This is a genomic window from Stappia sp., from assembly GCF_040110915.1.
Classification (GTDB): Bacteria; Pseudomonadota; Alphaproteobacteria; order Rhizobiales; family Stappiaceae; genus Stappia.
The window spans coordinates 3,575,992-3,590,000 of record NZ_CP157793.1 but is presented as its reverse complement, the minus strand read 5'-3'; the positions used below and the strand labels follow the sequence as shown (position 1 = coordinate 3,590,000).

At 60.8% G+C, this 14,009-nt stretch carries 11 protein-coding genes, 1 tRNA gene, 2 rRNA genes, 2 pseudogenes and 2 riboswitches (1 of these 18 running past the window's edge); of the genes and pseudogenes, 7 read left to right on the top strand and 9 right to left on the bottom strand.

Annotation, left to right across the window (positions count from 1 at the left end):
• The 3 genes from ABL312_RS16000 to ABL312_RS15990 form a co-directional block, all read left to right on the top strand.
• A 23S ribosomal RNA gene (locus ABL312_RS16000) occupies positions 1-560 on the top strand; it begins 2,159 nt to the left of the window's first position.
• Between the two features lie 195 nt (positions 561-755).
• Positions 756-871: ribosomal RNA gene (gene rrf, locus ABL312_RS15995) — 5S ribosomal RNA — on the top strand.
• Between the two features lie 47 nt (positions 872-918).
• Positions 919-995 (top strand) — tRNA-Met (locus ABL312_RS15990).
• A 55-nt stretch (positions 996-1,050) separates the two neighbouring features.
• On the opposite strand, the pseudogene ABL312_RS15985 reads toward ABL312_RS15990, so the two are convergent.
• From ABL312_RS15985 to ABL312_RS15970, 4 genes and pseudogenes are all read right to left on the bottom strand, one after another.
• Positions 1,051-1,729, bottom strand: a pseudogene (locus ABL312_RS15985) (integrase core domain-containing protein); the annotation flags it as partial.
• Positions 1,730-1,772: 43 nt separating this feature from the next.
• Positions 1,773-2,872, bottom strand: a protein-coding gene (locus tag ABL312_RS15980) for an IS3 family transposase (RefSeq protein WP_374730139.1) whose coding sequence is annotated in 2 segments (ribosomal slippage) — positions 1,773-2,623 and positions 2,623-2,872 — 1,101 coding nt in all. Because the reading frame shifts where the segments join, the coding sequence is not laid out codon by codon here.
• Between the two features lie 58 nt (positions 2,873-2,930).
• Positions 2,931-3,452: pseudogene (locus tag ABL312_RS15975) on the bottom strand (helix-turn-helix domain-containing protein); the annotation flags it as partial.
• A gap of 477 nt (positions 3,453-3,929) precedes the next feature.
• Positions 3,930-4,796 (bottom strand): NAD(P)-dependent oxidoreductase, encoded by an 867-nt coding sequence (locus ABL312_RS15970; RefSeq protein ID WP_349358394.1) that lies wholly within the window; start codon positions 4,794-4,796, stop codon positions 3,930-3,932.
• Positions 4,797-5,001: 205 nt separating this feature from the next.
• Positions 5,002-5,136: riboswitch (TPP riboswitch) on the top strand.
• Positions 5,137-5,239: 103 nt separating this feature from the next.
• On the opposite strand from ABL312_RS15970, the gene thiC reads away from it, so the two are divergent.
• Positions 5,240-7,042, top strand: a complete 1,803-nt coding sequence (gene thiC / locus ABL312_RS15965; RefSeq protein WP_349358393.1) for a phosphomethylpyrimidine synthase ThiC — start codon at positions 5,240-5,242, stop codon at positions 7,040-7,042.
• Between the two features lie 94 nt (positions 7,043-7,136).
• Here the strand turns inward: thiC and ABL312_RS15955 are convergent, their stop codons facing one another.
• The 3 genes from ABL312_RS15955 to ABL312_RS15945 all read right to left on the bottom strand — a co-directional run bounded on the left by ABL312_RS15955 (position 7,137) and on the right by ABL312_RS15945 (position 8,998).
• Positions 7,137-7,460 (bottom strand): bifunctional hydroxymethylpyrimidine kinase/phosphomethylpyrimidine kinase, encoded by a 324-nt coding sequence (locus tag ABL312_RS15955; RefSeq protein ID WP_349358392.1) that lies wholly within the window; start codon positions 7,458-7,460, stop codon positions 7,137-7,139.
• On the bottom strand, positions 7,457-7,921 hold the full coding sequence (locus tag ABL312_RS15950) for an NUDIX hydrolase (protein WP_349358391.1): 465 nt from the start codon (positions 7,919-7,921) through the stop codon (positions 7,457-7,459). The genes ABL312_RS15955 and ABL312_RS15950 overlap by 4 nt, the downstream gene beginning before the upstream one ends.
• A gap of 30 nt (positions 7,922-7,951) precedes the next feature.
• A riboswitch (TPP riboswitch) is annotated at positions 7,952-8,070 on the bottom strand.
• Positions 8,071-8,125: 55 nt separating this feature from the next.
• Complete coding sequence (locus ABL312_RS15945) at positions 8,126-8,998, bottom strand: LysR substrate-binding domain-containing protein (RefSeq protein WP_349358390.1); 873 nt, start codon at positions 8,996-8,998, stop codon at positions 8,126-8,128.
• 272 nt (positions 8,999-9,270) lie between these two features.
• Here ABL312_RS15945 and ABL312_RS15940 point away from each other — a divergent pair, with 272 nt between their 5' ends.
• Positions 9,271-9,525: a hypothetical protein gene (locus tag ABL312_RS15940; protein WP_349358389.1), complete on the top strand. Its 255-nt coding sequence runs from the start codon at positions 9,271-9,273 to the stop codon at positions 9,523-9,525.
• A 54-nt stretch (positions 9,526-9,579) separates the two neighbouring features.
• Here the strand turns inward: ABL312_RS15940 and ABL312_RS15935 are convergent, their stop codons facing one another.
• Both ABL312_RS15935 and ABL312_RS15930 read right to left on the bottom strand, forming a co-directional pair.
• Positions 9,580-10,854, bottom strand: coding sequence for a HipA domain-containing protein (locus ABL312_RS15935; protein ID WP_349358388.1), 1,275 nt, complete (start codon positions 10,852-10,854; stop codon positions 9,580-9,582).
• Positions 10,844-11,182 (bottom strand): helix-turn-helix transcriptional regulator, encoded by a 339-nt coding sequence (locus ABL312_RS15930; RefSeq protein WP_349358387.1) that lies wholly within the window; start codon positions 11,180-11,182, stop codon positions 10,844-10,846. Before ABL312_RS15930 ends, ABL312_RS15935 begins: the two co-directional genes overlap by 11 nt.
• A 554-nt stretch (positions 11,183-11,736) precedes the next feature.
• Here ABL312_RS15930 and ABL312_RS15925 point away from each other — a divergent pair.
• The gene (locus ABL312_RS15925; protein WP_349358386.1) at positions 11,737-12,378 is read left to right on the top strand and encodes a cupin domain-containing protein; all 642 of its coding nucleotides are present in this window, start codon (positions 11,737-11,739) and stop codon (positions 12,376-12,378) included.
• A complete protein-coding gene (locus ABL312_RS15920) occupies positions 12,375-13,976 on the top strand; it encodes an ABC transporter substrate-binding protein (RefSeq protein WP_349358385.1) in 1,602 nt (533 codons plus the stop codon). The genes ABL312_RS15925 and ABL312_RS15920 overlap by 4 nt, the downstream gene beginning before the upstream one ends.
• Positions 13,977-14,009: the final 33 nt, after the last annotated feature.

Genomic DNA, 14,009 nt, shown 5'->3' with positions numbered 1-14,009 from the left:
ATGGCATAAGCCCGCCTGACTGCGAGACTGACAAGTCGAGCAGAGACGAAAGTCGGTCATAGTGATCCGGTGGTCCCTCGTGGAAGGGCCATCGCTCAACGGATAAAAGGTACGCCGGGGATAACAGGCTGATGATTCCCAAGAGTCCATATCGACGGAATCGTTTGGCACCTCGATGTCGGCTCATCACATCCTGGGGCTGGAGCAGGTCCCAAGGGTTCGGCTGTTCGCCGATTAAAGTGGTACGTGAGCTGGGTTCAGAACGTCGCGAGACAGTTCGGTCCCTATCTGCCGTGGGTGTAGGAAACTTGAGAGGATCTGTCCCTAGTACGAGAGGACCGGGATGGACGCACCTCTGGTGGACCTGTTGTCGCGCCAGCGGCATTGCAGGGTAGCTATGTGCGGAACGGATAACCGCTGAAAGCATCTAAGCGGGAAACCGGCCTCAAAACCAGGTCTCCCTTGAGAGCCGTGGAAGACCACCACGTCGATAGGCCGGGTGTGGACGCGCAGCAATGCGTGAAGCTTACCGGTACTAATAGCTCGATCGGCTTGATCACTCTCATTACTCAATGCCCATCCATCCTTCGTTCTCACGCCAGTTGGCGCACGCCAACGGCTGCGAACCACGCGCCAAAACGTTGGCGGCCCGCAGTCGCGGGCTGGTCAGCGAAACGCGTTCAAAAACACCGCACACCGGTCTCGTCCGGACAACGCGGAAACAAGACCAGTTCACAAAACTTGCGCTTCGCCGGCCTGGTGGCCACAGCGGGGACCCAAACACCCGATCCCATCCCGAACTCGGAAGTGAAACGCCCCAGCGCCAATGGTACTGCGTCTCAAGACGTGGGAGAGTCGGTCGCCGCCAGGCCCGCAAAGCGCAAAAAAAAACCTCTACGATACTCAAACAAAACTCTCCGCGGGGTGGAGCAGCCCGGTAGCTCGTCAGGCTCATAACCTGAAGGTCGTAGGTTCAAATCCTACCCCCGCAACCAAATTCCTACGGTCCATTCTCGTCACATGGCTTACATTTGATACCGGAGAGACAGTTTACACTATCTCTGGTGTGAATGGGTTTTTTGCCGGTTCGACGCGGTTCTCGTTATTGTCGAAGAATCCCAGGTCGTAATCGAGAAATGAGACGAGCCAGATATTGTCGTCGACTTCTCTGAGCCCCATGATCTGGCCGGCGAAGACCTGGCTGAGATTGATCTTCCTCTTTCCGATACAGATGCGCCCGCATCTGTGTGACGCGCACGGTGCGGTCATGGAAAGGGTATTCCGGTTCAGACGGCGGTTCGTAGACGCGGGGTGAAGGTGTATAGAGTTCTCCGGGATAGGAGCCTTGGAGGGCTTGGTGCGGCCGCTCATTGTTGTAAACCTCCACGAAGCGGTCGAACCTTTCCTGTTGCTGGAGGAAGTTGAAGGCTGCGGGCTTTGCCGTTTCGCCCTTCAAGGTCAGATGCATGCGTTCGTGACGGCCGTTCTGTTGCGGATGGCCGGGCTTGATGCGCTCGATCCGGATCCCCAGGCGCAGCCACCACACGGACAGCTTGCTCAATCCGAACAGCGCATTCGGGCTGGCGAAGGGCAGGCCGTTGTCGGTGCGAATGGCGGCAGGAAGGCCGTACTCCTTGAAAACGCGTTCGAAAACCGAGAAGGCAAAGTCGGATTTGGTGCAGGTCAACCCCTCACAGGCCAGCAGATAACGTGTGACCTGAGACCCAATCCTCTTCCGACTTAGCGCGGAGTCCTTCGGTTGATTTTTGGCCTTATGCGGCCTGTGTTTGCAATGTCATTTTCAATGCGAATTCGTGGGGCGTGAGATTGCCCAGGGATGAGTGGGGTCTGTTTCGGTTGTAGTCGTCCTTCCATGCGGTGATTTGGGATCGGGCTTCGGAAAGCGACGAGAACAGCGTCTCGTTGAGACACTCATCCCTGAAGCTACCGTTGAAACTCTCGACGAAGCCGTTCTGCATCGGTTTGCCGGGCTGGATGTAATGCCAGTCGACACCAGTCCCCTGACACCATTTGAGAACCGCCATGCTGGTAAGTTCGGTTCCGTTGTCAGAGACCACGGTGACCGGTTTACCACGCAGACGGATGAGCGCATCAAGTTCACGGGCGACCCGCAAGCCGGACAATGAAGTATCGGCCACAAGCGCCAGGCACTCGCGGCTGTAATCATCGACCACCGCCAGAACCCGGAAACGGCGGCCGTCCGTAAAGGCATCCGACACGAAGTCCAGGCTCCACCGCTCGTTTGTCCTGCCTGGCAACACCATCGGCCGTCTGGTGCCCAAAGCTCGCTTCCGGCCACCACGTTTGCGGACTTGCAGCTTTTCCTCGCGATAGAGTCGTCTCAGCTTCTTCTGGTTCATTCGGATGCCCTGGCGTTCCAGCATCAGGTGAATGCGTCTGTAGCCGAAGCGCCGGCGCTCTCCGGCAACTCGTCTCATGGCTTCACGCAAATCGGCATCATCAGGTCGAAGGCTACGATACCGAACACTCGACCGGTCAATTGCCAGAACCGCACACGCCCGACGCTGGCTCACGCCGTGCGCTCCGCACAGGTGAGCCGCAGCTTCCCGCCTTGCACCGGGCGTTACCATTTTTTTGATGCAACGTCCTTCAGCATGGCGTTGTCGAGCATGGCCTCGGCCAACAGTTTCTTGAGCTTCGCGTTCTCGTCTTCAAGCGCCTTCAGCTTGCGGGCATCGGATACATCCATGCCGCCAAACTTGGCCTTGTACTTGTAGAACGTGGCTTCCGAGATCCCGTGCCGCCTGCAAACATCGGCCGTCTTCTGGCCGCTTTCCTGCTCCCGCAAGATCCCGATGATCTGTTCTTCTGTGAACCGTGAACGCTTCATTCCGTCCGTCTCCTGCTTGAAACGGACTCTACACAAAATTGGAGGAGTTCTGGGGTCTCAGGTCACGTGACCTGTAGTCGGTGAGCGTCAGTGGATAGCAATACTGCCTGTTGCCCAACTTGAACTCGCCCTTGTAGTCGGCGCACCACAGCTCGTTCGTCTCCTGCGCGTCATGAAGCACTGTTCCCCGGGCCTTGTAGCGGCGGCGTTTGCGGCGCTGAACCAGGCCGTGACGGTCGAGCACCGCATGCACCGTGCTGATCGCCGGAGCCTTGACCATTGGATATTGCCGCATCAGCTTGTCGCGGATCTTCGGCGCTCCCCAGGTTGGATGCTCGCGTTTGAGACCCAGAATGCAGCGTTCGATCTGGAAGGGGAGCTTGTTGGCCTGACGATAGGGACGCCGGCTCCGGTCATTGAGACCGTCAAGGCCACATTCCTTGTACCGCTCAAAAATCTTGTAGCCCGTGACGCGGGAGATGCCGAACTCCCGGCACAACGGCGCCATCTTCTCACCTTCGAGAAGACGGGCAACGAAACGAAGGCGTTCATCCATAGGCCTACACTCTTTCCAAGGCATTCGGGCCTCCCCAAATGCAAGATGTGTAAACCATGTGGTCAGAATGACCTGTCAGCTATCTCTCGATAAGCTCATACGCGTTTCCAAACGCTTAAGCGCCGCCCTCCGGGGCGGCGTTTGCGTTTCCAACACCCGTGGAAGCAAGAGGGGCGGAAGTTCTTCATATCGCTGCGTAAATCGGCGTGGGCCGAAATGAGTGCAACATGAGCGGCCCCATCAATAGACGATCCTCTCGCTGGCTGACCGATGTGGGCGAGACAGAGCCTCTGGATCGATGCCAGGCCGATCAGCGTACCGAAGGCTCATGCCGGCCATCACATCGGTGATTGACGCCGCGAGTCGTGCTTCGAGAGATGCGTCCTGCGATAGACCCGCTCCAACAGGGGGCGGATGTGGCGCTGTATCTTGGTGCGTTCTGTCCTGCTCCCCTGAACTTCACATTTGACGAGCAGGTTCAGACGATACGCCCGACGCGCATCAGTGATTATGTGGCGGAATCCCGGTGCTGGCCAATGCGCGTTCGGTGCGTGCCTCGATCGCGCGGACGACCGCTATCATGTCGTCTTCTGCGAACCCAAGACCTTCGGTCTCGCTGTAAAGAGACAGGCAGGCATCCATCAGGGGCGACGCGATACCGGCATCACGGGCAGCCTCTACAACGAGACGGTTGTTCTTGAGCACGTCTGATATCCCCGCTTCGCGGCTGAAGTCGTGCTGCGCGAGCTTTCCGATTTTGATCCGAGAGACGTCGCTTGCCATAGGGCCCGCGTTCAGAATATCGGTGAAGCGACTCATATCGAGGTCATGGCGCCTGGCGAAATGGGCAGCCTCGGCCAAGCCCGTGACCATCGCGATCAGGAAGGTGTTGATCGCGAGTTTCATGTGGAGGGCGGCGGGAACCGCGCCGCAGTCGAAGAGTTCCTTGCAGATCGGGGCGAGGATTGGCCGCAGGCGCGCGATATCCTCCGGCTCGCCGGCGAGCATGCCGACCAGTTGCCCGGCTTCGGCCGGCTTGCGCGAGCCCGAGACCGGCGCTTCGACGTAGCGCCCTCCGGCGGAGCGGATGTCATCGGCCAGTTGCTTCGAATAGTCGGCCGACACGGTGCCCATGGAGACGATGATATGGCCGGCGACGCGGGAGGTGAATTCCGGACCGAGGCGATCGAGTACGGTATCCATCGCCGTGTCGTTCTCCAGCATTAGGATAACCGTTTCGCATCGCGTGAACATCTCCGCAGCGTCAGAGGCAATCGTGGCACCCGCCTGTTCCAGCGGGGCGCATCGATTTCTTGTGCGGTTCCAAACGACGAGCGGCGTTCCGGCCCGCGCGAGGTTCAGAGCCATGGGCGCGCCCATCGTGCCAAGACCGATGAACCCGATTGGTGAATCCGGCGGCATGTCCAAGTTCCCTATTGCCTCTCCGCCAAGTCTACCCGCGGCTCGTTCTTCGGAAAAACGAATGTTTATGGATTGCAACTTCAGAGAACCGGGTATGTTGCCGGCGGTCCGCCTGGCAGTTGACAAAGCGCGGGACGAAACGCAGTCTCGGCATATTCACCCGGGGGGTCCCGACAAGGGGCTGAGATACTGATGGCCCGTCTGCCTTGATGGCGGCGCGCAGCGCAGTGACCCGATGAACCTGATCCAGTTCACACTGGCGTAGGGATGGTGTTCCGGCTGCGCGGCCTTGGCCGTATCTGCAATGCACGGCGTCTTTCACGCGGCCAATCCCCATTCATTGCGGCGAACTGGGTCTCCAACGCTTCGAGCTCTGGAGGCTCCGACCGATGCAAGATCTTTCCCCAATCGTCACAACAGGCCCGTTGCCCGCATCCCGGCGGGTCTGGCAGCGCGGCATCCTGCACCCGGATATCCGCGTGCCCATGCGCGAGCTCGAGTTGCTCCCGACGGCGGGCGAACCGCCCGTGACCGTCTATGACAGCTCCGGTCCCTACACAGATCCAGAGGCTGAGATCGCCATCGAGCGCGGCCTGCCGCGGCCGCGCGAAGCCTGGATCGCTACGCGGGGAGACACGGAGCTGTACGAAGGCCGTCATGTAAAGCCGGAGGACAACGGCTTTGCCCAGGGCGAGCGCCTGACGCCGGAGTTTCCGGTGCGGCACGAACCGCGGCGCGCGAAGAATGGCCGCGCCGTCACCCAGTTGGCCTATGCCCGTGCGGGCATCGTCACGCCTGAAATGGAATTCGTCGCCATCCGCGAAAACCTCGGCCGGCAGGCGGCGAAGCAGGCGCTTGAGCGCGACGGCGAGGCCTTCGGCGCCGAGATCCCGGATTTCATCACCCCGGAATTCGTCCGCGACGAGGTGGCGCGGGGCCGGGCGATCATCCCCGCCAACATCAACCACCCCGAGGCCGAGCCGATGGTGATCGGCCGCAATTTCCTCGTGAAGATCAACGCCAATATCGGCAATTCGGCCGTGACCTCCTCAATGGCCGAGGAAGTCGAGAAAATGGTCTGGGCGATCCGCTGGGGCGCCGACACGGTGATGGACCTCTCGACCGGACGCAACATCCACAATATTCGCGACTGGATCATCCGCAATTCCCCGGTGCCGATCGGCACGGTGCCGCTCTACCAGGCACTCGAAAAGGTCGGCGGCATCGCCGAGGCGCTCTCCTGGGAGGTCTATCGCGACACGCTGATCGAGCAGGCCGAGCAGGGGGTGGACTATTTCACCATCCACGCAGGCGTCAGGCTGCACATGATCCCGATGACGGTGGACCGGGTGACCGGTATTGTCAGCCGCGGCGGCTCGATCATGGCCAAATGGTGCCTACATCATCACCGCGAGAGCTTCCTCTACGAGCATTTCGGCGAGATCTGCGACATCGCGCGCGCTTACGACGTCTCGTTTTCGCTGGGCGACGGCCTGCGCCCCGGTTCAATCGCAGACGCCAACGACAAGGCGCAGTTTGCCGAGCTGGAGACGCTCGGGGAGCTGACGCAGATCGCTCGGGCCAAGGACTGCCAGGTCATGATCGAGGGCCCCGGTCACGTGCCGATGCACAAGATCAGGGCCAATATGGACAAGCAGCTCGAAGTCTGCGGAGAGGCGCCGTTCTACACGCTCGGGCCGCTGACCACCGACATCGCACCAGGCTACGACCACATCACCTCCGGCATCGGCGCGGCGATGATCGGCTGGTTCGGCACGGCAATGCTCTGCTACGTGACGCCGAAGGAGCATCTCGGGTTGCCCGGCCGGGACGACGTGAAGGTCGGCGTGATCACCTACAAGATCGCCGCCCATGCCGCCGATCTCGCCAAGGGCCATCCGGCGGCGCGGATCCGCGACGATGCACTGAGCCGCGCCCGGTTCGAGTTCCGCTGGGAGGATCAGTTCAACCTCTCGCTTGATCCCGAGACCGCCCGGTCGATGCATGACGAAACCCTGCCGAAGGAGGCACACAAGGTGGCGCATTTCTGTTCGATGTGCGGTCCGAAGTTCTGCTCCATGCGCATCAGCCACGACATTCGTGCAGAGGCCCAGAAGGACGGCATGGCGAAAATGGCCGAGAAGTTCCGCGAGGGCGGCGAACTCTACGTGCCGCTGGAGGACGCCCGATGACCGAGACCCCCGATCTGGCCGCAGCGGTCGATCCCGCACCGGTCGATTGCATCGGAGCGGGGCCGGTCTTTGCTATCCCGACCAAACCGGATCATCAGCAGCCCGTGCCGTGATCGTTGCGGGTCGCGATACGGGGTGCGGCAAGGGTGACGGTGCCTCCGGGACCGTAGAGGAGATCGGCACTATCGGCGCTGTCCTCCAGGTGCCCGCCCGCCGGAAGCACCCATTCCGGTCCCAAAGCCAGCGGATCGGGCAGCGCCGCGTGCATGGCCCCGGCCGTCCAATCGTCGTCACGCTCCAGCAGCACGGCCGCTTCGGGCAGGTTCGGCGTGATGAGCGTCGCGAGCGGCACAAGCCGTTCGCGCACCGCGGCGATCGCATCTTCATCGAGCAGAGCATGCCCGCTCTTGGCGATCATGACCGGTTGTCCTGTGCGGTGGCGATGTCGGCGGCCTGGCGAGCGACCTTGGCGACATCGAGACTGAGGGCAAGGCCGGCGTCGTCCAGTTCGTCGAGACGAAACCATCTCGCCTCGAGGGCGTCGTCCCCGGCGACTGGCCGTCCGCCAATCCAGTCGCACAGAACCGCGATCAGGACGAAATGCCGGTGAAGCCGGCCGGTTTCGTCGCGATCGAAGGCGTCGACCGCCGTGAACACCCGACGCGGCTGACCACGGACCCCGGTTTCCTCGAAGAGCTCCCGGACGGCGGCTGTTTCTATCGGCTCACCAGCCTCGATCTTGCCGCCCGGGAACCCCCAGCGGCCCGCATCCGGCGGATTGGCCCGGCGCACCAGAAGAATCCGTTCTTCATGGAAGACGGCGGCAATCGTGGCGGCGATTGGGAGAGCCTTGGAAATGTGGTGTGGTGTTGCCGGCATGGCGGCCTCTCAAGCGAGGCCGGCAAAGGCGCGAGGCGTTTAGACCTGTCCCTTCGCCGGCATAATCCGGATCAGGTTCAAAGGGTCACTGTGCTGCCGTACGGCCAACAGTATCTCAGCCCCTTGGCGGGGCCCCCCTCGGTAGGGCGAAACATAGCAGACGCAATCCGATAACGCAGCCCCACGCGCATCGGCCCGCGTATCTCAATGCGGGGCGACCCGATCGATCGTTTCCCGATGCAGGGCCTCGCACAGGGCATGTGCCGCCGGCGTCGCGTTCTGCGATCTGAGCATCCTCAGTTCGATCGCCGGGAGTTTTGGCAAGGCCAGATCATCGCCTGCACACACGATATCGTCGGGAACACCATGTCCGGTTCGCACCGCAATTCCCAGCTTCGAACGCAACGCACCCCATATGCCGGGCAAGCTTGGTGTCGTCACCGATACTCGCCAGCGCCTGTCCGCCCGGTCGAGCGTGGCAAGTGTCGCTTGCCGAAACAGACAGGGATGGTCGAACATCACCAGCGGAACCCGGTCCTGCACCGTCAGGTCCACAAAGGCCTTGTGCGCGAGCCATTGCATGGGCAATTCACACAGAAGCTCTCCCCCGCCGCCGGCGCCTTGCGGGAAAAAGACAATTGCGCCGTCAAGACGTCCAGCCCGGATTTCGTCACCGAGCGTGTGGTTCGGACCGGCGCGGACCTCGACGTGAACCCCGGGATGATCGCCCGCAAATGTCGACAGCGTGGCCGGCATTACATCGTCGAAGAAGTCCTGCGGCAGACCCAGGCGTACGGTTTCCGAGCTCATGGCCGCGCCCAATGCGCGCGCGGCTTCATCGTTGAGAGCGACGATCCGGCGGGCATACGCGGCCAGGGCCTCCCCGGCTTCGGTCGGTACCAGACCTCTGCCCTTGCGCACAAAAAGCTGCGTGCCGGCCTGCTGCTCGAGCTTTTTGAGTTGCATGCTGATCGCCGATTGCGACCGCCCGAGCTCCACGGCTGCCCGCGCGAAACTGCGTAATTCGATGCCGGCCACAACAGCACGTAGTGCATCCATATCAAAGGCTGGGTTCACTTCACGATTCCTGAATCGGAATTTCAAATATATTCGCTATTTAAAAGTGTAAGGTGCGGGTCGTCTCATCGTCAATCGAGAAGTGAGGGCTGCACCCGGTTCGTGCCGGCCTCGAACTGGTGCTGGAGGCATTCGGGATCGCCGGAGGCTGGCGCAGATCCACTGGTTCTTCGAGCTCGACAGCTCTCATCCCGGTGCCTGGCATGACCCGTCGTGGCACAAATTGTCGGTTAGTCGGCCGAGACGAAGTATTCTATGTAAGAGCAGCATGCATGGCATCGATCGAACCTGCGGATCAAGCTCATCCTCCGCAAGGAAGCGCACTCATAACCGCCGCCATGCTCACCGTTGCGTTGGTTGACGGCAGCGCGAAACATCTGAGTGCGGACCATTCACCGCTTCTTATTGCCTGGGCGAGATACGTTTCGGCAACGGTTTTCGTCCTTCCCACGGCTAAAGCCCTGCGCGGGCGGAAGGTCTTTATTGAGGCACGCTTGGGGGCAGCGAATGCCAACAGTTCGCAATAGGCTTGAAAACTGTTTGCCGCTCTTGAGTCTTGACGGTGTGCCTCAGGCACCGCGTCAGAAGCCCTCACTGCCTTCAAAAATGTAAGGGTTGAGGAAGATCCGTTCCCAGAACAGGTTTCGATCCACGTCTGAAAGGCTGGCCTCATTGCAGGTTGCCTCCCATTCTGTTCGCACTGTTGACATCATATCCTGAATGATCCCCGCAGCGGTTTGTTTGTCGAGCAGGAAATTGGGAGCAGCCTGCATACAGGTGGCAAGCGTGCTGCGCCGATTGTTGCCGGTGATCAGCATGGCCTGGCTGGCCTCATTGCCTGCCCTGCTTTGCGGGCAGATGTCATAGGCAGGCGTCAGAGTAAGCGCCTTGCCGTCCCAGAATGCGGCATGATTGCGGGCATGGTCGTCAGTGTTGCCGCACAGGATATTGAACACCAGTCGCCTGAACAGTTCCCGCAGTGTGTCCTTAGGCGCGCTGAAGCGATGCCGGATAACTTCGGTCAGGTCGGCATAGCTGGCATAGCGGGCCATCATCTCATCGAGCCCGAATATTGTCAGCGCTGAAACCATGGCTTTGCGCTGCCAACCTTCGTCGGTGTGCAGCCTATCGAAGCGTTCCACCAGTAGCACGTCCTTGCCGGCGACATGGATCAGGCGTACCGGCGCAACCTCCAATCCTGTTTTGGCGGCAAGCCGCATGGCGATGAATTCCGCCTTCGCCACATTGTAGGTGTCAGAGGAGGAGGGGAACTTGGCGATCAGTTTCTTGTCGCCATCCTCAATCATGGCCTTGGGCCGTGCGCCGCCCAGTGAACTGCCATGAAACAGCGCCTGATCCAGCTCAGGGGTGAGGGGAATACCCTTCTCGACTTTCTCGGCAGCGCTCAGTAATTCTTCCAGAGTGGCGTCCTGCGCCGAACGGGGAACATACGTCGTCGGCGACAGCTGAAAGTCCTGCGCACCAATGCGGTCGGAGCCGGATTCGAGCAGATAGGTCAGCTCGTCAATCGCGCCGATATCAGCATCCTTGCCCTTGATGCCAAATGTTCGGTTCAGGATAACACGCCGTCCCCAGGCGTCTGGTGCGCCATCACGCAGGCACCCAGCCATGCTAAGGCCTGCCTCAGGGGGGATTGCGCCAGCTTGCAAGGGCAGCTCTGGTAGATAGAGGGGGATAGCCCCTTCAAGCTCAAGATAGCTGCGGCCATAGTTGAAGATCAGGTTCTCGCCATAACGGGCGAGGCGGCCAGCAACAACCGGCTCGGTTGCGCCGGGGAGCCATACCCAGACATAAGCTTCTCTTGAAGCCTCATCGCGGCGGGGGTTAGAAGTCATCCTTCACCGCCTTTGTGCTTTTGCGGACCTTCTTCGGCAGCAGGGTCAGCTTGCTTCGTGCCGTTGCAAGGTGCTGGGTCAGGGTGGAGGGGGCCGCGTCAAAGAGCGGTACGCCGACAATGGCCGCGAGTTCGAAGACGGCACCGATGGAACAGCCCATCTCACCTTTTTCGATCCTGTGGACCAGCCCGCGCGAAATGCCTGCGCGCTCCGCAGCCTCGGCAACCGTCAGCCCACGCTCAATGCGGGCGTCGTGAATCAGCAGCCCCAGCAGCTCTGCGGCTTCCAACCCATAGCGGGAGTAGGGGCGGGTGTTTGGCTTTGCCATCTCGGTCAATTCCGTTTTATTAACAGAGCGTATCGCGCCTTTATGCATTATTTATGGATCAATCTGGCAGGATTCAAGTCAATACCACAAGGTTGAGTTCTATAAACAGGTCGTTAGGCAATAATTTGACCTGTTTATAGGTCATTCATTCGGACCGGGTGGCAAGGTGCCTACCCTCTGGATCCTTATCCAGCGTTCGAGCTGTGTCATGTCAATGAACACCCGCCCGCCGGTGCGGATCATGCAGGTGTTGACGCCATTGGTCTCCTTGACCTGCTCCCCTGAGATGTTCCCGATTTTGGGTTGGCCTGTTCCTCAACGAAGGAGATCCGCTCTTCCGAGAACCGGTTTCGTTTCATTGCCTGTCTCGTTTCCTTGGCGACAGGCTCACCCAGATCTCGGATATCGCAGGGGAGCGGTTCGATGCGCCGGGGCGCTGCAGGCTGAATCCCGGCGCCCGATCAAGCGGGTCTCGAAAACTGCCACGCCAGGGCTTGACGGACAATTTTAGTGCTGATTAAATTTTAACAGTACTAAAACGAGTGGTGGGGCTGATGGCGGTCGAGACCGAGATATCCGAGCATCCGACGCAGTTGGGCAAGAAGCTGCGCCGCCGGCGCAAGGAACTCGGTCTGACCCTGAAGGAGGTTGCCGACGGTGCGGGCCTGTCGGTCGGGTTCATCTCCCAGATCGAGCGGGGCATCGCCACGCCTTCGCTCTCCTCGCTGGTTGCGGTTTCCCAGGTGCTTCAAGTGGACGTCGGACACTTCCTGTCGCAACCGGTCTCGGGCGCGGCGCTGTCACGTCACGATCAACGTGCCACCTACGCCATCAGCGAGAACTCGCTCACCTACGAACGCGTCTCGTCTTCCTTCCCGGGCAATGTGCTGCGCAGCGTCATCATCCATGAGCCGCCGGGGCACCGGGGCGAGCCGATCGCCCATGAGGGCGAGGAGATGATCTTCGTTCTCAAGGGCGCGATCACGGTCGAGCTCGAGGGGGAGTCGAGCATCCTGGAGGAAAACGACTCCATCCATTTTCAGTCATCGCGCACGCATGCCACCTGGAACCACACGGACGAACCGGCGGCGGTTCTGTGGGTCGGCACGATGGACGTATTCGGCGAGGATCCGGGGCTTCGCGGGCTTCATTCCTCTGCCGGTGAAACCCAAGACGACAAAGGGGAAAAAAAATGAAAAAGCCTTCCATGCTTCTGGCCGCAACGCTTCTTGCCGCGACCGCGATCGTGCCGCTTCGCTCGGCGCCGGCGGTGGCGGACACCGTCCTTCGTCTCGATGAGGTCGCCGTTGGCGAACTCGATCCCGGCAAGGCGAGCGACTACGCCGACTCGATCCTGATGTTCAATGTCTATGACACCCTGGTGCTGCCCGTTCAGGGCGGGCCGGGCTATGCGCCGCATCTTGCCGAAAGCTGGGAGATGGACGGCACGGATTTCGTCTTCAAGCTGCGCTCCGATGTCAGCTTCCAGAGCGGCAATCCGCTCACCGCCGAGGATGTCGTGTTTTCCTTCGAGCGCATGAAGGCGCTGGGCCAGGGGCTTTCCTTCCTGTTCGGCAAGGTCGAGAGCGCCGCGGCCGTCGATGAGCACACGGTGCGCTTCACGCTCACCGAAGCCTATTCGCCTTTCATCGCGTCGCTGGTGCGCCTCCCGATTGTCGACAAGAAACTGGTGATGGAAAACCTGGGTGACGGCGAAGGCGACATGAAGGACTGGGGGCAGGCGTTCCTTTCCGCCAATTCCGCCGGCACCGGTGCCTATTCGGTCTCCTCGCACAATCCGCAGGCCGAAACCGTGATGCAGAAGAATGCCGACTATTTCCTCGGCGTCCCCGAGGCCGCACCGGATACGGTCCGTCTTCGCTACAGTCTCGAAGCGTCAACGGTGCGCACGCTGATCGCCCAGGGAGAACACGACATCTCCTCGCAGTGGCTGCCGCCCGAGGTGATGAAAGCGCTGGCCGCCGATGGCGCGCAACTGTTCACCGAGACCGGTGGCGGCGGCTTCTACATCAAGATGAACACCGCGAAACCGCCGCTGGACGATGTCAATTGCCGACTGGCTCTCGCCAAGGCCTATGACTACGCAACCGGCCTTGCGATGGTTTCGATCTCCGACGGCGTTGCCCAGGGCAGCCCCTCCACCGGTGCTGTTCCCGTCGGCATGTTCGGCGCCAATCCCGCGAACCAGACCCTGCAGCGGGATGTCGAGGCGGCGAAGCGGCATCTGGCGGACTGCAGATATGACCCTTCCGATTTCACGCTGGAGATCTCGTGGATCGGAGAGGTTCCCATCGAAGAACGTTTCGCACTTCTGATGCAGGCGAATTTCGCCGAGATCGGCATCAAGTCGGAAATCCGCAAGATTCCGTGGGCGCTCTTTACCGAGCAGGTGACCACCCCGGAAACGACCCCGCATATCTCGCAGATCTTCGCCAATGCGGTGACCGGCGATCCCGATACGCTGCTCTATCCCATGTATCATTCTTCGGTCAGGGGCACCTGGCAGTCTCCGGAATATCTGGACGACGCGCAGGTGGATGCGGCGCTCGACAAGGGCCGCAAGGCCGCCACGCCCGAGGCGCGCGAGGTCGCTTATTCGGAGCTCAATGACCGGCTGATGGAGATCGCGCCGACGATCTATGCCTACGACCGGCAGTCCGTCTTTGCGGCAAGTGACCGGGTGAAGGCCCCGGCGCTTCAGGACCCTGCCAAGGCGTTCGGCCTCGATGGCATGGGCTTCAGCTTCCGGCTCATGGAAATGACCGGTCAATAGCGGTCGGGGCGGCCGGTCCGGCGTCGATCGAAC

Coding starts and splice junctions, on each gene's coding strand:
- ABL312_RS15950 (WP_349358391.1), bottom strand. CDS start 7,921: ATGCCGGCAACACCACACCACATTTCCAAGGCTCTCCCAATCGCCGCC.
- ABL312_RS15955 (WP_349358392.1), bottom strand. CDS start 7,460: ATGATCGCCAAGAGCGGGCATGCTCTGCTCGATGAAGATGCGATCGCC.
- ABL312_RS15920 (WP_349358385.1), top strand. CDS start 12,375: ATGAAAAAGCCTTCCATGCTTCTGGCCGCAACGCTTCTTGCCGCGACC.
- ABL312_RS15935 (WP_349358388.1), bottom strand. CDS start 10,854: ATGACTTCTAACCCCCGCCGCGATGAGGCTTCAAGAGAAGCTTATGTC.
- ABL312_RS15925 (WP_349358386.1), top strand. CDS start 11,737: ATGGCGGTCGAGACCGAGATATCCGAGCATCCGACGCAGTTGGGCAAG.
- ABL312_RS15940 (WP_349358389.1), top strand. CDS start 9,271: ATGGCATCGATCGAACCTGCGGATCAAGCTCATCCTCCGCAAGGAAGC.
- ABL312_RS15930 (WP_349358387.1), bottom strand. CDS start 11,182: ATGGCAAAGCCAAACACCCGCCCCTACTCCCGCTATGGGTTGGAAGCC.
- thiC (WP_349358393.1), top strand. CDS start 5,240: ATGCAAGATCTTTCCCCAATCGTCACAACAGGCCCGTTGCCCGCATCC.
- ABL312_RS15970 (WP_349358394.1), bottom strand. CDS start 4,796: ATGGCTCTGAACCTCGCGCGGGCCGGAACGCCGCTCGTCGTTTGGAAC.